This window comes from Rhizobacter sp., assembly GCA_019635355.1.
GTDB lineage: Bacteria > Pseudomonadota > Gammaproteobacteria > Burkholderiales > Burkholderiaceae_C > Rhizobacter.
Genome location: JAHBZQ010000001.1, coordinates 2,749,020 through 2,767,279, shown reverse-complemented (window position 1 = coordinate 2,767,279; position 18,260 = coordinate 2,749,020). Strand labels below are relative to the sequence as shown.

21 protein-coding genes are annotated in these 18,260 nt (G+C 68.1%); 13 read left to right on the top strand and 8 right to left on the bottom strand.

The window, feature by feature from the left end:
• Window positions 1-37 precede the first annotated feature (37 nt).
• From KF892_12525 to KF892_12505, 5 genes are read left to right on the top strand one after another with little or no spacing between them, the layout of a single operon-like run.
• Window positions 38-958, top strand: a complete 921-nt coding sequence (locus KF892_12525) for a hypothetical protein (GenBank protein ID MBX3625834.1) — start codon at window positions 38-40, stop codon at window positions 956-958.
• A gap of 11 nt (window positions 959-969) precedes the next feature.
• Window positions 970-1,806: a hypothetical protein gene (locus KF892_12520; protein MBX3625833.1), complete on the top strand. Its 837-nt coding sequence runs from the start codon at window positions 970-972 to the stop codon at window positions 1,804-1,806.
• Window positions 1,807-1,826: 20 nt separating this feature from the next.
• Entirely contained in the window at window positions 1,827-2,612 is a 786-nt protein-coding gene (locus KF892_12515; protein MBX3625832.1) for an enoyl-CoA hydratase/isomerase family protein, read from the top strand.
• Window positions 2,609-3,211, top strand: a complete 603-nt coding sequence (locus tag KF892_12510) for a DUF4126 domain-containing protein (protein MBX3625831.1) — start codon at window positions 2,609-2,611, stop codon at window positions 3,209-3,211. The genes KF892_12515 and KF892_12510 overlap by 4 nt, the downstream gene beginning before the upstream one ends.
• A 36-nt stretch (window positions 3,212-3,247) precedes the next feature.
• Entirely contained in the window at window positions 3,248-5,245 is a 1,998-nt protein-coding gene (locus KF892_12505) for an acetyl/propionyl/methylcrotonyl-CoA carboxylase subunit alpha (protein MBX3625830.1), read from the top strand.
• On the opposite strand, the gene KF892_12500 is transcribed toward KF892_12505, so the two are convergent.
• Window positions 5,235-5,597 carry a hypothetical protein gene (locus tag KF892_12500; protein MBX3625829.1) on the bottom strand — a complete coding sequence of 121 codons (363 nt, stop codon included), beginning with the start codon at window positions 5,595-5,597 and terminating at the stop codon, window positions 5,235-5,237. The genes KF892_12505 and KF892_12500 overlap by 11 nt on opposite strands.
• Before the next feature lie 104 nt (window positions 5,598-5,701).
• On the opposite strand from KF892_12500, the gene KF892_12495 reads away from it, so the two are divergent.
• The 6 genes from KF892_12495 (at window position 5,702) to KF892_12470 (ending at window position 10,079) form a co-directional block, all read left to right on the top strand.
• The gene (locus tag KF892_12495) at window positions 5,702-6,616 is read left to right on the top strand and encodes a hydroxymethylglutaryl-CoA lyase (protein ID MBX3625828.1); all 915 of its coding nucleotides are present in this window, start codon (window positions 5,702-5,704) and stop codon (window positions 6,614-6,616) included.
• Window positions 6,613-7,188: a YbaK/EbsC family protein gene (locus KF892_12490; protein ID MBX3625827.1), complete on the top strand. Its 576-nt coding sequence runs from the start codon at window positions 6,613-6,615 to the stop codon at window positions 7,186-7,188. Before KF892_12495 ends, KF892_12490 begins: the two co-directional genes overlap by 4 nt.
• Window positions 7,172-7,396, top strand: a complete 225-nt coding sequence (locus tag KF892_12485; GenBank protein ID MBX3625826.1) for a DUF1289 domain-containing protein — start codon at window positions 7,172-7,174, stop codon at window positions 7,394-7,396. The genes KF892_12490 and KF892_12485 overlap by 17 nt, the downstream gene beginning before the upstream one ends.
• Window positions 7,397-7,406: 10 nt before the next feature.
• A complete protein-coding gene (locus tag KF892_12480; GenBank protein ID MBX3625825.1) occupies window positions 7,407-8,051 on the top strand; it encodes a DsbA family protein in 645 nt (214 codons plus the stop codon).
• Between the two features lie 189 nt (window positions 8,052-8,240).
• Window positions 8,241-9,878 (top strand): MFS transporter, encoded by a 1,638-nt coding sequence (locus tag KF892_12475; protein ID MBX3625824.1) that lies wholly within the window; start codon window positions 8,241-8,243, stop codon window positions 9,876-9,878.
• 30 nt (window positions 9,879-9,908) lie between these two features.
• Window positions 9,909-10,079 carry a hypothetical protein gene (locus KF892_12470; protein MBX3625823.1) on the top strand — a complete coding sequence of 57 codons (171 nt, stop codon included), beginning with the start codon at window positions 9,909-9,911 and terminating at the stop codon, window positions 10,077-10,079.
• Between the two features lie 78 nt (window positions 10,080-10,157).
• On the opposite strand, the gene KF892_12465 is transcribed toward KF892_12470, so the two are convergent.
• Window positions 10,158-10,430, bottom strand: coding sequence for a cysteine-rich CWC family protein (locus KF892_12465; protein MBX3625822.1), 273 nt, complete (start codon window positions 10,428-10,430; stop codon window positions 10,158-10,160).
• Window positions 10,376-11,218 carry a hypothetical protein gene (locus KF892_12460; GenBank protein ID MBX3625821.1) on the bottom strand — a complete coding sequence of 281 codons (843 nt, stop codon included), beginning with the start codon at window positions 11,216-11,218 and terminating at the stop codon, window positions 10,376-10,378. Before KF892_12460 ends, KF892_12465 begins: the two co-directional genes overlap by 55 nt.
• Window positions 11,219-11,498: 280 nt before the next feature.
• On the opposite strand from KF892_12460, the gene KF892_12455 reads away from it, so the two are divergent.
• The gene (locus KF892_12455; protein MBX3625820.1) at window positions 11,499-11,987 is read left to right on the top strand and encodes a porin family protein; all 489 of its coding nucleotides are present in this window, start codon (window positions 11,499-11,501) and stop codon (window positions 11,985-11,987) included.
• On the opposite strand, the gene KF892_12450 is transcribed toward KF892_12455, so the two are convergent.
• The 4 genes from KF892_12450 to KF892_12435 are packed head-to-tail and all read right to left on the bottom strand — an operon-like array spanning window position 11,984 to window position 16,548.
• Window positions 11,984-13,519: a malonyl-CoA synthase gene (locus KF892_12450; protein ID MBX3625819.1), complete on the bottom strand. Its 1,536-nt coding sequence runs from the start codon at window positions 13,517-13,519 to the stop codon at window positions 11,984-11,986. The two genes, KF892_12455 and KF892_12450, sit on opposite strands and share 4 nt — an antisense overlap.
• A 13-nt stretch (window positions 13,520-13,532) precedes the next feature.
• A complete protein-coding gene (locus KF892_12445; GenBank protein ID MBX3625818.1) occupies window positions 13,533-14,540 on the bottom strand; it encodes a tripartite tricarboxylate transporter substrate binding protein in 1,008 nt (335 codons plus the stop codon).
• Between the two features lie 30 nt (window positions 14,541-14,570).
• Window positions 14,571-15,872, bottom strand: coding sequence for a malonyl-CoA decarboxylase (locus KF892_12440; protein MBX3625817.1), 1,302 nt, complete (start codon window positions 15,870-15,872; stop codon window positions 14,571-14,573).
• Window positions 15,865-16,548 carry a GntR family transcriptional regulator gene (locus KF892_12435; protein ID MBX3625816.1) on the bottom strand — a complete coding sequence of 228 codons (684 nt, stop codon included), beginning with the start codon at window positions 16,546-16,548 and terminating at the stop codon, window positions 15,865-15,867. Before KF892_12435 ends, KF892_12440 begins: the two co-directional genes overlap by 8 nt.
• 165 nt (window positions 16,549-16,713) lie before the next feature.
• Here KF892_12435 and KF892_12430 point away from each other — a divergent pair, with 165 nt between their 5' ends.
• Window positions 16,714-17,187, top strand: a complete 474-nt coding sequence (locus tag KF892_12430) for a response regulator (protein ID MBX3625815.1) — start codon at window positions 16,714-16,716, stop codon at window positions 17,185-17,187.
• Between the two features lie 25 nt (window positions 17,188-17,212).
• Here KF892_12430 and KF892_12425 read toward each other — a convergent pair whose 3' ends face one another.
• Window positions 17,213-18,031 (bottom strand): IclR family transcriptional regulator, encoded by an 819-nt coding sequence (locus KF892_12425; protein ID MBX3625814.1) that lies wholly within the window; start codon window positions 18,029-18,031, stop codon window positions 17,213-17,215.
• Window positions 18,032-18,260 lie beyond the last annotated feature (229 nt).

Genomic DNA, 18,260 nt, shown 5'->3' with positions numbered 1-18,260 from the left:
TCAACACCAGCAAACCAAAGAGAGGGAGGAAAGAAGAATGACCATCATCTTCAACGCAAAGCACATGGCGCGACTCGCGAGAGTCGCCGCGGCGGGGCTCGCGGCGCTCGCCGTGGGGCCGGCCCTGGCCGGGGTGCAGATCCAGTCGCCGGTGCTCTTCGCATCCGAGGCGTCGTTCGTCGACCACGTGCGCAAGGAGTGCGGCATCGACCGCGTGCTGAGCGAGTACATCCTGAAGGAAGCGCAGGAGAAGATCGCCGACGTGAAAGCGGTGACCGAGGTCACCCGCGTGGCGGCCGAGCCCTATGTACGGGTCACGGTCAACAACGTGATCGGCGTGGGCGGCGGTGGCTGGTCGGGGCCCAAGATCATGAGCATCCGCGCCGACCTGCTGGAAAACGGGCGCATCGTGGCAAGCAAGAGTTTCCGCGACTCCGGCCGTGGCGGCCCGTTCTCGGGCACCTGCCGGATCCTCACCAACCTGGCCGAGAACCTGGCCAACGACATGACCGACTGGCTCACCGAAGTGGCCGACGTGGATGCATCGCCCGCCCGCCTCGCCAAAGGTGCGGGCACGCGCAAGCATGCCAAGCCCGTGCCCGCGGCCAGCGGCTTTGCGGCGGCGGCCGACGTGAAGGCCGTGCCCCTGTCCGACGCTGGCAAGGCGCGCTACCAGCACTACCTGAGCCTGCCGGCGCCGAAGGCGTTTGCCATCTCGGAAGACGGCCTCTGGCGCATCGTGGCCAACGACGCGAAGGCGGTGCCGCGCGTGCTCGAGGCCTGCGTGTCGCGCGGCTACGCGTGCTCGCTCTATGCGGTGGACGACCAGGTGGTGTGGCACGACGACGCGGCCAAGCGCGTGGGCCTGCCCGCGCCGAGCAACGCCGCCGCGCTGCGCAACCCTGCGCCCGAGGTCAAGCCGGCGGCATCGGCCGCCTCCGACAACGGCAGCCAATGACCCGCTCCACCATGACCACGTTGCTTTTCAAGGCCGGCCGCTTCGTCCTCGCGCTCGGGCTGGCGGCGGTGGCCTGGCCCGCTGCGGCGCGCAACACCGAGCACCTGCTGCCCATCCAGCCGACGCTCGCCACGCCGGAGGCGCGTGCGGCCCTCGGCGATGACATCACCTTCTCGTTCGGCGGCGCGCTGCCCGACGGGTTCGTCATCACCGACGACAACCTCAAGGCCCGCGGCAAGGTGGACCCGCGCCCCTCGATCCTGCGCCCGGGCACGCTGCAGCTGACCGACGAAGAGGCCTGCCGCATTGCCTTCATCAACGCGGTGGCCGAGCTGGCCAAGCAGGCGCGCAAGGCTGGCAGCAAGACAGTCCTCGGCATCGTCAGCAACTACGACGACCAGGTGCGCGACGACAAGGACCGCTACGAGTGCCGCTCGGGGCAGACCCGCTCGGTGGTCGACCTCAAGGCGATGCTTGCGACGCCGGGGCGTGCCGGCATGGTGACCGTGATCGGCAAGGGTGCCATCTCGGCACAGCACCGCAGCCCGGTGCCGCCCGCGTCGGGCTTCGCCGAGGTCGACGACCTCAATGCGGTGCCGCTCAACGACGCCGGCCGCAGCCGCTACCGCCACTACCTGAGCCTGCCGTCGCCCAAGGCCTTCGTGATCTTCGACGGCGGCCAGACCTGGCGCTTCTATCACGGCGACCCCGACGCGATGACCAAGGCGCTCGACTACTGCCAGAGCAACGGCAAGGTGTGCTGGCTGTACGCGGTCGACCACCGCGTGGTGTGGCAGGCCGACCCGGCCCGCCGCATCGGCCGCAGCGGGCAGCTCGGCAACGAGTGAAACCCACAGGAGCACACGCCATGAGTTTTCTCGACATCCAGCGGCAAGGCCACGTGGCGCGTGTCTTCCTCAACCGCCCCGAGGTGCGCAACGCGTTCAACGATGCGGTGATCGGCGAGCTCACTGCCGCTTTCACGCAACTCGGCGGCGACGCGAGCCTGCGCGCCATCGTGCTCGGCGGCCACGGCAAGGCCTTCTGCGCCGGGGCCGACCTGTCGTGGATGCGCGCGATGGCCGACTACAGCTGGGAGCAGAACCGAGCCGACGCGCAGGCGCTGGCCGACATGCTGTGGACGGTGTGGCGCTGCCCGGTGCCGGTGGTGGGCCGCATCCACGGCGACTGTTATGCCGGCGGTGTGGGGCTTGCGGCGGTGTGCGACGTGCTCGTGGCCTCCGACGCCGCGGCCTTCTGCCTGAGCGAAGCGAAGCTCGGCCTGCTGCCGGGCACCATCAGCCCGTATGTGATCCGCGCCTTGGGCGAGCAGGCCTCGCGCCGCTACTTCACCACCGCCGAGCGCTTCAGCGCCGCGCAGGCGCACGCGCTCGGCTTCGTGCACGAGCTGTGCAGCGCCGAGGCGCTCGACGCCAAGGTCGACGAGATCGTGGCCGCCTTGTGCGCCAACGGGCCGATGGCGCTGCGGGCCTGCAAGCAGCTCGTGCAGGACGTGGCGGGCCGGCCCGTCGATGAAGCCCTGCGCGCCGAGACCGCACGCCGCATCGCCGACATCCGCGCAAGCGACGAAGGCCGCGAGGGCGTGCAGTCGTTCCTGAACAAACGCAAGCCTTCGTGGCTTGACGGTGCGTGAACACGCTCGACACGACACAGCTCTTCGCGATTGCGGCCGCCCTCGGCTGGGCCAGCGGCCTGCGCCTGTATGCGGTCGTGTTTCTCACCGGCCTCGCTGGCACGCTGGGCTGGGTGCAGTTGCCGACCGGCCTGCACATCCTGCAGAACCCGCTGATGCTCGGCGCGAGCGCGCTGATGATGTTCACCGAGTTCTTTGCCGACAAGATCCCCGGCCTCGACACCGTGTGGGACGTGCTGCACACCCTCGTGCGCATCCCGGCCGGCGCAGCGCTCGCAGCCGGCGTGTTCGGCATGGACCACGCGTCGACGGCCGCCGTCGCTGCGGTGCTGGGCGGCCTGCTGGCCGCCACCAGCCACGCGGCCAAGGCCACCACGCGGGCGGCCGTCAACACCTCGCCCGAGCCCTTCTCGAACTGGGGCCTGTCGCTCGCCGGTGACGGCGCGGTGCCGCTGATGCTGTGGCTGTCGTGGGTGCACCCGGGGCTGTTCTTCGCCGGCCTCGCGGTGGCGGTGGTGGTGATGGGGGTGCTGATCTGGGTGCTGGCGAAATTCCTGCGCCAGCTGCTGCGGCGTTTTGCCCGAGCCATCCCGAGTTGATCCGAGCTCATGAGCAGCCTGAATGGAGACAACACGATGTTCAAGAAGATCCTGATCGCGAACCGAGGTGAGATCGCCTGCCGCGTCGCGGCCACCGCGCGCCGCCTCGGCATTCGCACCGTCGCGGTGTATTCCGATGCCGATGCGCGCGCCAAGCATGTGGCGGTGTGCGACGAGGCGGTGCACATCGGTCCCTCGTCGCCGAAAGAGAGCTACCTGCGCGCCGAGCGCATCCTCGCCGCGGCCAAAGCGACCGGCGCCGAGGCCATCCACCCCGGCTACGGCTTCCTGAGCGAGAACGAAGACTTCGCGCAGGCGTGTGCCGAGGCGGGCCTCGTCTTCATCGGCCCACCCGCGTCGGCGATTCAGGCAATGGGCCTGAAGGCCGAGAGCAAGCGCCTGATGGCCAAGGCCGGCGTGCCGCTCGTGCCCGGCTACCACGGCGCCGACCAGGACCCGACGCTGCTGCAGCGCGAGGCCGAGGCCATCGGCTACCCGGTGCTCATCAAAGCGAGTGCTGGGGGTGGCGGCAAGGGTATGCGCATCGTGACGGCGGCCAGCGAGTTCGCGCAGGCGCTGGCGTCGTGCCAGCGCGAGGCGCAAAACAGCTTCGGCGATTCGGCGGTGCTGATCGAGCGCTACGTCACCAAGCCACGGCACATCGAGATCCAGGTGTTCGGCGACACGCACGGCAACTGCGTCTACCTCTTTGAGCGCGATTGTTCGGTGCAGCGTCGTCACCAGAAGGTGCTGGAAGAAGCCCCTGCGCCCGGCATGACCGAAGCGCTGCGCCGTCAGATGGGCGAGGCGGCCGTGGCCGCCGCGAAGGCGGTGGGCTACGTGGGCGCGGGCACGGTCGAATTCATCGCCGAGCCCTCAGGTGATGGCGGTCTGCGCTTCTACTTCATGGAGATGAACACCCGCCTGCAGGTCGAGCACCCGGTGACGGAGGCCATCACCGGCTTCGACTTGGTGGAGTGGCAGCTGCGCGTGGCGAGCGGCGAGCCGCTGCCGGTTCGGCAGGACGACTTGCGCATCCACGGCCATGCGATCGAAGCGCGCATCTGCGCGGAGAACCCCGACAAGCAGTTCATGCCGGCGACCGGCACGCTGCAGGTCTATCGCACGCCCGCGTCATCGAGCTTCGAGCGCAGCGACGTGCGTGTGGATGCCGGCGTGCGCGAAGGCGATGCGATCTCGCCGTATTACGACTCGATGATCGCCAAGCTCATCGTCTGGGGCGCCGACCGCGCGCAGGCGCTGGCGCGGCTCGACGCCGCCCTCGCGCAGACGCACATCGTGGGCCTGCACACCAACGTGGCCTTCTTGCGGCGCGTGGTGGCGAGCCGCTCGTTTGCCGACGCCGACCTCGACACCGCGCTCATCGAACGCGAAAAGGCATCTCTCTTCAACGCCCCGCCGCTCGCGCCCGAGCTGGCCGCGGCCGGCGTGGTGGCGCATGCACTCGCGGCCGAGCTGGCCTTGCAGGGCGACGACCCGTGGTCGCGCCGCGATGGCTGGCGGCTCTTCGGTGGCGCGCGCCGCCGCTTCGAACTCCAGCTGCACGGCCGGCACCAGACGGTGGTGCTGGAGCGTGCCCACCGCGGCGGCGCGATGACGCTTGTGATCGGCGAGCAGCGCTGGCCGTTTGCCACGGCGTCGATCGGTGGCGAGCGGCACGAGGTGCAGCTCGGCGATCGCCGGCTGACGCTCGCGGTCTATGCCTTCGGTGAGCGCGTGAGCGTGTTCGCGCCCGACGGCGCGGCCACGGTGTCGGAGGTCGACGTGCTGGCCCACGCGGGGGATGGCGCGGCGGAAGGCGGGCGGCTCACCGCGCCGATGCCGGGCAAGGTCATCAGCTTCCTCGTGCAGCCGGGGCAGGCCGTGAGGCAGGGGCAGGCGCTTGCCTTGATGGAGGCGATGAAGATGGAGCACGCCATCGTGTCGCCCCGCGATGGCAAGGTCGAGGCGCTGCTGTATGCGCCCGGCGATCAGGTGCCCGAAGGCGGCGAACTCTTGAAGCTCAGCGCGTGACGGCGCGTGCCCCGCGGCGCAGCCACTGCGTGGCGCTGCGCCAGCTGCTTTCTGCCGGTACCGGGGCGGCGGGTTGCGGCATGCCGAAGCCCGAAGTGTGGCGAGCCCAGGCGGCGTCTTGCGGCCCGTCGGCCTTGACGGCGACTTCCGGCGCGGCCAGCTTGCCAGCGTGCACGAACTGCCGTGCGAGCGACACCAGTTCGCGGTTGCCCGAGGCCTGGCAGACGAAGAGCACCTCGCGGGCTTCGTCCGGGTCGGACAGCATCGCGGGCACGTTGATCCCTTCACCCAGGTCCCGCTTGAGGATGAAATGGATGCGTGCTGCGATGCGCAATTGAACTTGGTTGGACACGGTCTCACTCCGGCAGTTGGAGTATCTTCATCCTTGCTCGAAGGCCCGCACATCCCTATACGAGGGGGTCCGTGACTTCAGTCACCCATATTGAGGATTTGGTCATGTTTCCGAGTCATGTGACGCTGGTCGAGGTCGGTCCGCGAGACGGGTTGCAGAACGAAAAGCAGCCCGTCGCCGCAGCGCACAAGATCGAGCTCGTGCACCGCTTGCAGGCAGCCGGCCTGCGCGAGATTGAGGCCACCAGTTTCGTGAGCCCCAAGTGGGTGCCGCAGATGGCCGACAACACCGAGGTGATGGCGGGCATCGCGCGCCAGGGTGGTGTGCGCTACTCGGTGCTGGTGCCCAACATGAAGGGGCTCGAAGCGGCGCTGCCCACGAAGCCCGATGAGGTGGTCGTCTTCGGTGCGGCGAGCGAGGCCTTCAGCCAGCGCAACATCAACTGCAGCATCGCCGAGAGCTTCGAGCGTTTTGCGCCGGTCGTGGCAGCGGCACACGAAGCGGGCCTCAAGGTGCGCGGTGCGATCTCGTGTGCGCTCGGCTGCCCGTACCAGGGCGAGGTGGGTGCCGACGAGGTGGAGCGCGTGGTGAAGCTCATGAAGCAGATCGGTGTCGACCACTGCGGCGTGGCCGACACCATCGGCGTGGGCACGCCGCGCAAGGTGCAGCTCGCGATGGAGCGTGCGTTGAAGCACTACCCGCTGGTCGAGGTGAGCGGGCATTTCCACGACACCTACGGCCAGGCGCTGTCCAACATCTACGCCTGCCTCGAGATGGGCGTGCACACCTTCGATGCGAGCGTGGCCGGCCTTGGCGGCTGCCCGTATGCGAAGGGCGCGACCGGCAACGTGGCGACCGAAGACGTGCTCTTCATGCTCAACGGCCTGGGCATCTCGACCGGCATCGACCTCGATGCACTGGTCGACGCCGGGGCCTACATCTCGGGCGTGCTGGGCCGCTCGCCGGTGTCGCGCGTGGGGCGGGCGGTGCTCGCCAAGCGCGAGAAGGCGGCGGCATGAGCGACGAACGACAGCGGGACGAGCGCCGGGCCGCTCCCAAGCCGGCCCGCATCCCCCCGGGGGATCGGCCGGTGTATTCACCGGACGAGGGGTCGTCATCCTTGCCGGAAGGTTTTCGCCGCGTGACCGCGCTGCTCGCAGAGAAAGGCCATCCGCACGCACCGGTCTACCTCGACGTCACCGCACGCACCGCGCAAGAGGCCGCCGATGCCCTCGGCGTGCAGCTCGGCCAGATCGCCAAGAGCGTGATCTTCAAGCGCAAACACGACAGCGCGCCGGTGCTCGTCGTGACCTCGGGCGACCTGCGGGTCGACGTGGAGAAGGTCGCCGCGCTCACCGGCCCGGTGGGCCGCGCCGATGCCGATTTCGTGAAGGCTGCCACCGGGTATTCCATCGGCGGTGTCTCGCCGGTGGGCCACCTCACGCCGCCGGTGATGCTGATCGACCGCGAGCTCGCGCGCTTCGACGAGATCTGGGCCGCCGCCGGCCACCCCAACGGTGTCTTCAAGCTCACCCCCGCGCAGCTGCAGGCAATGACCGGCGCGCCGATGGCCGATGTCACGCCGTCCTGACATGCCGGGCGTCATCGCCCCGGTGCCGAGCCCCTGCATCAGCGTGTGCCGCATGCATGCCGCAAGCGGCCTGTGCGAAGGCTGCTTGCGCACGCTCGACGAGATCGCCGCCTGGTCGACGCTGGGCGACGAGGCCAAGCGCGTGGTGTGGCAGCGCATCGAGCAGCGCCAGGCCGAACACCCCTTCTTCGACACCCCCACCTCCTGAAGCACCCGCCATGAGACACCTGCGCTTCAGCTTCGACCCGATCTCGCCTTACGCCTACCTCGCATTCGAGCGCCTGCCGCAGGTGCTCGAAGGGCTGAGCTACAACGTGAGCTACGAGCCCATCCTGCTCGCCGGCCTGTTGCAGCACTGGGGCCAGAAGGGCCCGGCCGAGATCGTGCCCAAGCGCGACTGGACCTACCGCCAGGTGCTGTGGCTCGGCCACAAGCTCCAACTGCCCCTGCACATGCCGGCCGCGCACCCCTTCAACCCGCTGGCGCTGCTGCGCCTGCTGCTGGCCACCGCGCCGGCCGGCGGTACCCCCAACCGCTGGGCGAGCGAGCAGGTGCTGCACCACGTGTGGCGTGGCGGGGCCGATGCCAACGATGCCGAACGGCTGGCCGCGCTCACCCAGCGCCTCGCGCCGCAGCGCGACGTGGCGAGCGCCGAGGTGAAAGACGAACTCAAGGCGGCCACCGCCGCGGCCGCCGCACGCGGTCTCTTCGGCGTGCCCACGGTGGAGGTCGACGACAAGCTCTTCTGGGGCCTCGACGGCCTGGAGCTGCTCTCGGCCTACCTGCGCGGCGAGCCCTGGTTCGACGGCCCCGAGTGGGCTTCGGTGTCAGCCTTGCCGGCGGCCGTTCAGAGAAAACACTGATCTCGCAAGCCCTTGGGTTCTCGCATGAAGAAATGAAGACTCAGGGTTGCACCTGAGTTTGTCAGCTTCGTATCAGCGTCGTGTCAGGGCAGGGTCAGAGCCCGCCGTGACACTGCCTGATCCTCATCAATCGGGTGGGGTTCATACGAGGAGATATTCATGGCAGCTGCAAGCGCATCGACCGCGCCGATGACTGGAGAGGAAAAGAAGGTCATCTTCGCCTCCAGCCTCGGCACGGTGTTCGAGTGGTACGACTTCTATCTGTACGGTTCGCTGGCACCGATCATCGCCAAGCAATTCTTCGCGGGCCTGGACCCGACTTCCGCCTTCATCTTTGCGCTGCTCGCGTTCGCAGCCGGCTTCCTGGTGCGCCCCTTCGGCGCGCTGGTGTTCGGCCGCCTGGGCGACATGATCGGCCGCAAGTACACCTTCCTGGTCACCATCCTGATCATGGGTCTCGCGACCTTCATCGTGGGGGTGTTGCCGACCTACGCCTCGATCGGCGTGGCCGCGCCGGTCATCCTGATCGGCCTGCGCATGCTGCAGGGCCTCGCGCTCGGCGGTGAATACGGCGGTGCCGCCACCTACGTGGCCGAGCACGCGCCGCACGGCAAGCGTGGCGCCTACACCTCGTGGATCCAGACCACGGCGACGCTGGGTCTCTTCCTGTCGCTGATCGTGATTCTTGGCACCCGCACCGCGATGGGCGAAGCCGCCTTCGGCGACTGGGGTTGGCGCATTCCGTTCCTGGTGTCGATCTTCCTGCTGGCCATCAGCGTGTGGATCCGACTGTCCATGAACGAGTCGCCCGCCTTCAAGAAGATGAAGGAAGAGGGCAAGACCTCCAAGGCGCCGCTGACCGAATCCTTCGGCCAGTGGAAGAACCTGAAGATCGTGATCCTGGCGCTCGTGGGCCTCACCGCCGGCCAGGCCGTGGTCTGGTACACCGGCCAGTTCTACGCGCTCTTCTTCCTGACGCAGGCGCTCAAGGTCGACCCGGCCACCGCCAACATCATGATCGCGGTGTCGCTGCTGATCGGCACGCCGTTCTTCATCGTGTTCGGCACGCTGTCCGACAAGATCGGCCGCAAGCCCATCATCATGGCGGGCTGCCTGCTGGCTGCGCTCACCTACTTCCCGCTCTTCGGTGCGCTGACCAAGGCCGCCAACCCCGACCTGGCCGCGGCGCAAGCCAAGACCCAGGTGGTGGTGACGGCCGACCCGAAGGACTGCTCGTTCCAGGGCAGCCCGATTGCCCGCGAGATCGACTTCCGCTCGTCGTGCGACATCGCCAAGCGCTACCTGGCGCAAAGCTCGGTGAGCTACGAGAACAAGGCCGGCAGCGGCCCGGCCACCATCACCGTGGGTGACAAGGTCATGACCGCGCCGGTGGGCAACGTGGTGAACTCGAAGTTCGACGAGGCCAGCACCAAGGCCATCGCCGCCTTCAAGAAGGACGTGGCCGACACGCTGAAGGCTGCTGGCTACCCGTCGAAGGCCGACCCGGCCAAGATCGACAAGGTGCTGGTGGTGGCGATCCTCACGCTGCTCGTGATCTACGTGACCATGGTCTACGGCCCGATCGCGGCGATGTTGGTGGAGCTCTTCCCGACGCGCATCCGCTACACCTCGATGAGCCTGCCGTATCACATCGGCAACGGCTGGTTCGGCGGCCTGCTGCCCACCACCGCGTTTGCCATCGTGGCGGCCACCGGCAACATGTACAACGGCCTCTGGTACCCGATCATCATCGCGCTCATGACCTTCGTGGTCGGCGTGCTGTTCGTGAAGGAAACCAAGGACGTGGACATCTACGCCAAGGACTGATTTTTTCAACCAAGCAACTGGACTTTTGAAATGTGGAAGCTCGTCGTGGGTTTTGTGGTCATCGCAGCGGTGACCGTGTGGCTGCTCAGCAAAGGTGGTGACATCGACATGAGCGGTGAGAAACACGGCATCGATACATCGCATGCCCCGGCGGCGGCTTCTGCGCCCGCTTCTGCCCCTAGCACGGCCGCGTCGCAGTAACCAGAGAGCGACGCGCGCCTTCGGGCTCCGCCGGCCAACCCACAAGGTTGCGCCGGCTTTTTGTTGGGCCGGCCCGTCTCAGGACGACGGGGCCGGCCTTTTCATGTCGGCGTTCAGCGCGTCGGGGGTCACCTGCGCGATCTCGCGCAGGCAGCGCAGGCACAGGCAGGCGGTGTAGCGCTCACGCAGGTGCGCAAGCGTCTCGGCTGTCAGGTCGACCGTGCCGCACGCACAGGGCGTGGTGTCTTGCGCGCCGCAGTGAAAGCTGCCGCCGCAGCGGGGGCAGCGGGCGTCGCTCAAGCGCGGCGACGGGCCAGCGCTGCCGTGGCGAGCGCGAGGCCCGCCAGCCACACGAGGCCGAGGCCGCCGCCGCCCGAGTCGCCGCCGCCGCTGCTCGGGGGCGGTGCGGTCACGACCTGGCCGCTCAGCGGCAGCACACGCGTGAAGGTGGTCATGCTGCCCTGCACACGCATCGTCAGCGTGAGCGAGGCGGTGTAGGCGCTGGTCGTGGGTGCCGAGAAGCGCACCGACACACGGCAGCTGCTCGTCGAGGACACCGTGCTCGCCGCGATCGTCTGCGAGGTGCAGGTGTCGGCAGTGACGTTGAAGCGCGAAGCTCCGGTGCCGGACAGGGCCACGCTGGTGATGGTCAGCGTGCCGTTGGTGACGGCATTGCGCAGGTCGACGTCCTGCGACAGCGTGTTGGTGTTGATGGCGCTCGGGCTGAAGCTGAGCGAGGCGACGCTCAGCTTGGGCGTGTCGGCGATGTAGGCCGCGATGTCGGCGAACTGCGTGTTGTTGAGGGCGCTGAACTGGCCCATCACGCCGCCGTAGTTGGCGGCGATGGCGGTGCCGAAGCGGCCGGACGCGCTCGTGAAGCTCACGGCCGTGAAGATCGGCGTGGCCGAGGCCGTGCCGGTGGCGATGCGGTTGCGCCGCTCGTGGATGGTGTGGCAGTTGGTGCACGAGCCGAGCTGCCCCATGCCGCTCTCGCCCGGCGTGTCTTCGAAGAGCAACTTGCCGGCGACGGGGTCGCCGGAGGTCGCCTGCGCCCACCCGGGCCCGGCCCACAACACGAGGCAGGCAAAAGCGGCGCCAGTGATCAACCAGCCGGTGGGGATGCGTTCGAGGAAGTTCATGCGAGCGGCGCGGCGGCCCGGAGCGAAACGGTCTGCGGATTTCATCGCGCGCGTGCTGGCGCGTCTGCACCAGGTTGTTACGCGCTGTTCGGGGTAGGGCGCGCGTGGCGGTTGCCGCGTGTCACGCCGGGATGCGTCTGCTTACCAGGAGTGGCGGGGCGCCAACGCCGCCGGGTGCTCTGCTCGGGCTTTGTGCCGGTTTGGAGGTGCGGGCTGCGTAAGCTCCAGATCCGCTGCGGTCGCGTCGACCCGGCGGCGCTTTCTCCCAGGAGTCACACACATGAACAAGATTTCGCTCGCACTCACCGCCCTCGTGGCCGGCCTGGCCGTGGCCGGCCCGGCTTCGGCCCAATCGTTCGCGCCTTCGTGGGCGGGCGCCTCGATCGGCAGCACCGACTACGGCACCGGCCTCAAGGTCTACCTCGGCGGCAAGGTCACGCCGATCTTCGGCTGGGAAGGCCAGGTGGTGAGCCACGGCTCGGAAGACTACGCCCCCGGCCGCAAGCACTCGGCGATCTCGCTCGGCGGCTCGGCCGTCGCACGTTTCCCGCTCAACTCGCAGTTCACCGCCTTCGGCAAGGCCGGCCTGCACTACCTGCGCGTGAAGCGCAGCGGGCCCGGCGTCAGCTCCGACAGCGATCTTGAGCTGGGCCTCGGCGCGGGCATGCTCTTCAACATCACGCACACGACCGCGCTGCGCCTCGAGTACGAAAACATCGGCGGCGGCGATGGAGACTTCTTCTCCATCGGCCTGCAGGTGTCCTTCTAAGAGAACAACTGCTTGTGCTGGTCGCGCAGCACGTTCTTCTGCACCTTGCCCATGGTGTTGCGCGGCAGTTCGTTCATCACGAACACCCGCTTCGGCACCTTGAAGTTCGCGATGCGGCCCTTGAGGGCCTGGAGCACGGTTGCGTCGTCCAGTGACGCGCCGGGCTTGGGCACCACCAGGGCCACGCCCACCTCGCCGAAGTCGGGGTGGGGCACGCCCACCACCGCGCTCTCGGCCACGCCGGGCATCTCGTTGATGAAGCCTTCCACCTCGGCGGGGTAGACGTTGTAGCCACCCGAGATGATGAGGTCCTTGCTGCGGCCAACGATGGTGACGTAGCCGCGTTCGTCGATGCGGCCCACGTCGCCGGTCTTGAACCAGCCGTCGGCGGTGAACTCTTCCTTGGTTTTCTCGGGCATGCGCCAGTAGCCGGCGAAGACGTTGTCGCCCTTCACCTGGATGCCGCCCACCTCGCCGGTGAGGCAGGCCTTGCCCTGGTCGTCTTGCACGCGCAGGCCGATGCCCGGCAGCGGGAATCCCACCGTGCCGCCACGGCGCTCGCCGTCTTCGGGGCGGTAGGGGTTCGAGGTGAGGATCGAGGTCTCGCTCATGCCGTAGCGTTCGACGATGGTGTGGCCGGTGCGCTCACGCCATTCGTTGAAGGTTTCGATCAAGAGCGGCGCCGAGCCGGCGGTGAAGAGGCGCATGTTGCGGCAGGCCTCGCGCGTGAGGCCCGCTTCGGCGAGCAGGCGCACGTAGAGCGTGGGCACGCCCATGAAGACGGTGGCGTCGGGCAGGCGCGAGACCACGAGCTTGGGGTCGAACTTCGCGAGCCACAGCATCTTGCTGCCGCTGATCAGCGCCGCCTGCGCGGCCACGAAGAGGCCGTGCACGTGGAAGAGCGGCAGGGCGTGGATGAGCACGTCGCGCCCGTCCTGCCAACCCCAATACGCCTTCAGCGTCAGCGTGTTGGACAGGATGTTGCCGTGCGTCAGCATCGCGCCCTTGCTGCGCCCGGTGGTGCCGCTGGTGTAGAGGATGCAGGCGAGATCGTCGGCCTGGCGTTGCACCGGCACGTGCTGGTCGCTGTGGTGCGCGGCACGCGCGAGCAGGCTGCCGGTGCGGTCGTCGTCGAGCGTGTAGACGTGGGTGGTGCCGGCCTTGAACGCGAGCTGGCTGATCCAGCCGAAGTTCTTGCTGGCGCACACCACCACCGCGGGCTCGGCGTTGCCGATGAAGTATTCGATCTCGGCCGATTGGTAGGCGGTGTTGAGTGGCAGGTAGACGAAACCGGCCCGCAGCACCGCGAGGTAGAGCATCAGCCCCTCGACGGATTTTTCGGTCTGCACCGCCACGCGGCTGCCCTCGGGCAGGTTGAGCGAGGCGAGCAGGTTGGCGAGCATCGCCGAGCCGCGCTCGAGGTCGCGCCACGTGTAGAACCCCGGCGTGTCGAGCGTCTCGATCGCCGTGAGGTCGAGGTCTTGCGGGAAGCCGCCGCGCACGGCGGCAAAGATGTTGTGGTTCTGGCTCATGTCTTCTTGCAGGTCATTCGAGGGTTGCGCCGGACTTCTTCACCACTTCGCCCCAGCGCTTGATCTCGGCGCTCACGAAGCGGCCGAAGGCATCGCCATAGAGGTTGGGCGTGTCGGTGCCGAGGCCGTTCCAGGTCTTCTTCAGTTCGTCGGACTGCAGCGCCTTCTGCATCTCGGCGCGCATCGCCTCCACCAGCTCCTTCGGTGTGCCCTTGGGCGCCCACAGGCCGTACCAGGTGGCGACCTGGTAGGTGGGTACGCCGCCTTCGCCGCTGGTCGGCACGTCGGGGAAGCCGGGTGCGCGTTTCTCGCTCGCCACCGCCAGGGCCTTGATGCGGCCGCCCTTGATGTGCGAAGCCGACGAGCCCAAGCCGTCGAACATCAGGTCGACCTGGCCGGCGATCAGGTCTTGCAGGGCGGGGCCTGCGCCCCGATACGGGATGTGCGTGATGAAGGTCTTGGTCTGCAGCTTGAAGAGCTCACCGGCGAGGTGGTGCGAGGTGCCGTTGCCGGCGCTGCCGTAGTTGAGCTTCGCCGGGTTCTTGCGCACGTACTCGAGGAAGCCCTTCAGGTCGTTCACTGGCACACGCTGCGGGTTGACCACGATCACCTGCGGCACGCTGGAGATCAGGCCGACGGGAATGAAGTCGGCCTCGAGGTTGTATTCGAGCTTCGGGTACATGGCCGGCGCGATGGCATGGTGCACCGCGCCCATGAAGAAGTTGTAGCCGTCGGGCGTGGCCTTGGAGGCGATGGTCGCGCCCACGGTGCCGCCGGCGCCGCCCTTGTTGTCGATCACGAACTGCTTGCCGCTGTTGCGGGTCATCGCGGCGAAGAGCGGGCGGGCGAACGCATCGGTGCCGCCACCGGCCGGGAAGGGCACGACGATGGTGACCGGCCGGCTCGGCCAGCCGGCCGACTGCGCGCGCACGAAGGGTGCGGCGAGCATGGCGCCGGCGCCCAGCGAGCCGAGGGTGATAAGGCGCCTGCGGCGCAGCACGGGGTGCTCAGGGTGGGTCATGTCGTCTCCTGTGTGTGGTTGTGAGAGAGATCAGATCAGGGCGCTGACGGCGCGCGAGTGCGCCACCTCGCCGTGCACGAACTGCTCGTGGCTGGCTTCGATCTTCTGAAGGTCGTAGAGGTAGTTGACCATCATGCCGAAGGATTGCTTCAGGCCCTTGCGCGACATGTCGCCCATAGGGTTGAGCCGCTCCAGCCGCGCGCCGTTGTCGAGGTGGAAGCGCGCCACCGAGTCGCCTTGTGGCGTGGGCGCGTGGTGCACGAGGTAGGAGGCGCACAGCCGCGACAGCGCCTCGCGTGCGGGCTCGTCGAGCGCTTGCAGCTTGGCGGCGTGGGCAAGCGTCGACAGGTCGTCGCCGGTCGCCTTCAGCAGCAGCTCACGCGCCTCGTTGATGCGCTCGGCCACGCCGCGCTTCAGGCCCTCGGGCGGCGGCGTGCCCGCCTGCAGCCATTTCGCAAAGCCGGGGATGGGCGAGAGCGTGCAGAAGCGGCGGATCTGCGGCAGCTCGCGGTGCAGCTGCTCGGCCACGCGCTTGATGAGGAAGTTGCCCAGCGACACGCCACGCAGCCCCGGCTGGCAGTTGCTGATCGAGTAGAACGCGGCGACCTTGAAGTCGCTCGGCGGCAGCGGGTGCGCGCGCTTGTCGATGAGCGGCGCAATGGCGTCGGGCATCTCGGGCACGAGCGCCACCTCCACGAAGATCAGCGGCTCGTTGGGCAGCTGCGGGTGGAAGAAGGCGAAGCAGCGCCGGTCGGGCTGCAGGCGGCGGCGCAGGTCGTCCCAGCCGTCGATCTCGTGCACCGCCTCGTGGCGGATGATCTGCTCGAGCAGCTCGGCGGGCGAGCGCCAGTCGACCTGCTGCATCTGCAGGAAGCCGGGGTTGAACCACGACGAGAGCAGGTGGTGGAAGTCGCTCTCGAGCGCGCTGAGGCCGGGTTGCGCGGGCAGGCGCGAGAGCAGCTTGCGCCGCATCGCGACGATCTGCGCCGTGCCCCCGGGCGTGCGGTTGATGCGGCGGAGCAGCTCCTGCCGCGGCGGCTCGGCCAGGCGAGTCAAACGGATCAGGTTCTCGGGCGTGGGCGCCTGCGCATAGGCCTGCGCCACGTTGAGCACGGCCTGCGGGTCGGGGCTGAAGTCGGTGGAGAGCTTGTCGAAGAAGCCGGCCTGCTGCTCTTCGGGCAGGGCGCTGAAGCGCGAGACGAGCTGGCGTGCGATGGCCACGCTGTTGGCTTCGCCGCGCTCGGAGAGCAGGCGGTGGCAGTCGAGCAGCAGGTGGCGCAGCTGGCGGCCGTCGGTGGCGCGGCGCGCGGCGGTCTTGAGTTCTTCAAGCATGGTGCTTCGCCTCTTCTTCATGGGCGCGCAGGGCCTTCAGTGCGCCGAGCTGCGCCATCAGGTGGTCGTGCATCAGGCGTTCGGCGCGCGCGGCGTCGCGCTGCTCGAAGGCAGCCATCAGCACCCGGTGTTCGTTGATCGAATCCTCGATGCGGCCCGGCCAGTTGAGCTGCCGGCCGCGCAGCAGGCGCAGGAACTTGCGCAGCTCGTTGGTCGCACGGTCGAGCCAGCGGTTGTCGGCCAGGGCTTGCACGGTGCTGTGGAAGTCATGGTTGGCGCGGTAGTAGCCGTCGACGTCGTGCGCGGCGGCGTGGCGCTCCAGCGCCTCGTGCAGCTGGCGCAGCCGGGCGATGCCGGCCGGCGTGGCCTTGCGCACCGCCTCGAAGGCGCAGCGGCCCTCCAGCAGCGCCATCACCGGGAACAGTTCGTCGGCGTCGTCTTCCGACATCTCGGTGACCCGGCAACCTTGGCGGGGCACCAGCTCGACCAGCCCTTCGGCGGCCAGCACCTTCAAGGCCTCGCGCAGCGGCGTGCGGCTGATCTGCCATTGCTGGGCCAGCGCCAGCTCGTCGATCCAGTCGCCCGGCGCCAGCTGCCGCTCGAACACCATGTGTCGAAGGCGAGTGGCCACTTCTTCATGAAGTGAGAGCCGGCGTAGCGGGGTGACATCGACCATGGGGTAATGCCGGAGTGGATGGAGCAGTGATGCCGTGCAATCTACGCTTCGAAATTAATAATTACAACGGGCCGAACCCGCAAAACCCTGCTTCGGGCGTCGGTTGGGCTTGTGCTCTTTCCGCCGAGTTCTATGCTTGGTGCACTGCAACAAGAACAGCTTCACATGGACGACGTGCGCATGACCGGCCCTGATCCCCAGGGCACCGTCCTCTACATCGAAGACCAGGATCTGAACTTCCTGCTGGTCCAGGCGCAGCTCGCGGCTACGCTGCCCGGCGTGCAGCTGATCCGCGCGGCGACCGGTGCCGAAGGGGTCGAGAAGGTGCGCGCCGAGCACCCGCAGCTGGTCTTGCTCGATATGCACCTGCCCGACACCGGCGGCCTGGAGGTGGTGCGGGCGCTCAACGTCGAGATCTCGCAGGGCCTGAAGGTGGCGCTGCTGACGGCCGACCACCTGTCGATGGACATCCTGAAGGCCATGAGCCTGGGGGCCTACGAATACTGGGTGAAGCCGATCAGCGCCACGCAGCTGGAGAAGGGCGTGCGCCGCGGGCTGGCGGCGGCGGCCGGCATCGACGCGGCCACCGGCGCGCGGCGCAACGGCGCCTCGCAGGGCGGCAGCGCGTCACGCTATTAAATTGAAGCGCTGACGCGGCGCTGCCTCAGCGCAGCAGCGAGGTTTCGAGCCGCGTCACCATGTCGATCAGGCGGGGCCGCACTTCGTTGAGCAGGAAGTCCTTCGACAGGTTGAACGAGGGCCCGCCGCAGTTGATGGCCATCGGCGGCAGCCCGCCGCCCGGCTGGAAGGCGCGGGCGATGCCGTTCACGTCTTTCTGCCAGTCGCCGAAGGAGCAGGTGACGCCCAGGGTGGCGTACTCGTCCATTGCGCGGGCGATGCCGTCGCGGATGTCGGGCCAGGCCACTTCGTCGAGCTCTTGCACGCGCTCCATGAAGTCCTGGCGCTCGCGCTCGGGAATGGCCGCGAGCCAGGCGCGGCCGATGGCCGAGGTGGCCACCGGGATGCGCGAGCCCACGTCGAGGCTCAAGGTGAGCGCCGCCGAGCTGCGGCAGTTCTCGACGTAGATCATCGACAGCCGGTCGCGCGTGCCGAGCGACACCATCGAGCGGGTGGCGTCGGCCAGCTCCTGCATCATGGGCCGGGCGATCTGGCGCACGTCGAGCCGGGCCAGCATTGCACTGCCCAGCGACAGCGTGGCCGTGCCCAGGCGGTACTTGCCGCTCTCTTCCACCTGGATCAGATAACCGAGCTTGGTGAGCGTGGAGGTGAGCCGCGACACCGTCGACTTCGGCAGCCGGCAGCGGGTGGCGATTTCCTGGTTGCCCAGGGCCTTGTCGCCCGAGCGGAAGCAGGCCAGCACCTCCAGCCCGCGCGCCAGCGCCGTCACGAAGTGGCGATCTTCCTTGGGCTTCGGTGCAGCGCGGGGGCGCTCGACCCGGGCGTTCTTGGTGAGTGTGTCCATCATGTCTGTCAGTCGTCGTGCGGAAAGCGTCCAAAGTGGAACACAAATCCAAAAATTGCAGCCTCTGGGATTCCCCAGTTCACCTTGCTTCGGGGGATTTTCCGCAAGCCGCTTCCCGGGTGATGAATCGTTTTACCTCGGGAAAGACCGCAAGTTGACAAGTCTGCTGGGGAGAATGAACAATCCTCCTTCTGTTTTTACTTGCGGAATCAAGTTCCGCATTGCAGCA

What these genes read in the sequence shown, in the direction of transcription:
- KF892_12480 (MBX3625825.1), top strand. Translation starts at nt 7,407, where the DNA reads ATGAGACACCTGCGCTTCAGCTTCGACCCGATCTCGCCTTACGCCTAC.
- KF892_12505 (MBX3625830.1), top strand. Translation starts at nt 3,248, where the DNA reads ATGTTCAAGAAGATCCTGATCGCGAACCGAGGTGAGATCGCCTGCCGC.
- KF892_12450 (MBX3625819.1), bottom strand. Translation starts at nt 13,519, where the DNA reads ATGAGCCAGAACCACAACATCTTTGCCGCCGTGCGCGGCGGCTTCCCG.
- KF892_12425 (MBX3625814.1), bottom strand. Translation starts at nt 18,031, where the DNA reads ATGGACACACTCACCAAGAACGCCCGGGTCGAGCGCCCCCGCGCTGCA.
- KF892_12460 (MBX3625821.1), bottom strand. Translation starts at nt 11,218, where the DNA reads ATGAACTTCCTCGAACGCATCCCCACCGGCTGGTTGATCACTGGCGCC.
- KF892_12490 (MBX3625827.1), top strand. Translation starts at nt 6,613, where the DNA reads ATGAGCGACGAACGACAGCGGGACGAGCGCCGGGCCGCTCCCAAGCCG.
- KF892_12440 (MBX3625817.1), bottom strand. Translation starts at nt 15,872, where the DNA reads ATGCTTGAAGAACTCAAGACCGCCGCGCGCCGCGCCACCGACGGCCGC.
- KF892_12520 (MBX3625833.1), top strand. Translation starts at nt 970, where the DNA reads ATGACCACGTTGCTTTTCAAGGCCGGCCGCTTCGTCCTCGCGCTCGGG.
- KF892_12525 (MBX3625834.1), top strand. Translation starts at nt 38, where the DNA reads ATGACCATCATCTTCAACGCAAAGCACATGGCGCGACTCGCGAGAGTC.
- KF892_12470 (MBX3625823.1), top strand. Translation starts at nt 9,909, where the DNA reads ATGTGGAAGCTCGTCGTGGGTTTTGTGGTCATCGCAGCGGTGACCGTG.
- KF892_12455 (MBX3625820.1), top strand. Translation starts at nt 11,499, where the DNA reads ATGAACAAGATTTCGCTCGCACTCACCGCCCTCGTGGCCGGCCTGGCC.
- KF892_12445 (MBX3625818.1), bottom strand. Translation starts at nt 14,540, where the DNA reads ATGACCCACCCTGAGCACCCCGTGCTGCGCCGCAGGCGCCTTATCACC.
- KF892_12485 (MBX3625826.1), top strand. Translation starts at nt 7,172, where the DNA reads ATGTCACGCCGTCCTGACATGCCGGGCGTCATCGCCCCGGTGCCGAGC.
- KF892_12495 (MBX3625828.1), top strand. Translation starts at nt 5,702, where the DNA reads ATGTTTCCGAGTCATGTGACGCTGGTCGAGGTCGGTCCGCGAGACGGG.
- KF892_12515 (MBX3625832.1), top strand. Translation starts at nt 1,827, where the DNA reads ATGAGTTTTCTCGACATCCAGCGGCAAGGCCACGTGGCGCGTGTCTTC.
- KF892_12475 (MBX3625824.1), top strand. Translation starts at nt 8,241, where the DNA reads ATGACTGGAGAGGAAAAGAAGGTCATCTTCGCCTCCAGCCTCGGCACG.
- KF892_12430 (MBX3625815.1), top strand. Translation starts at nt 16,714, where the DNA reads ATGGACGACGTGCGCATGACCGGCCCTGATCCCCAGGGCACCGTCCTC.
- KF892_12435 (MBX3625816.1), bottom strand. Translation starts at nt 16,548, where the DNA reads ATGGTCGATGTCACCCCGCTACGCCGGCTCTCACTTCATGAAGAAGTG.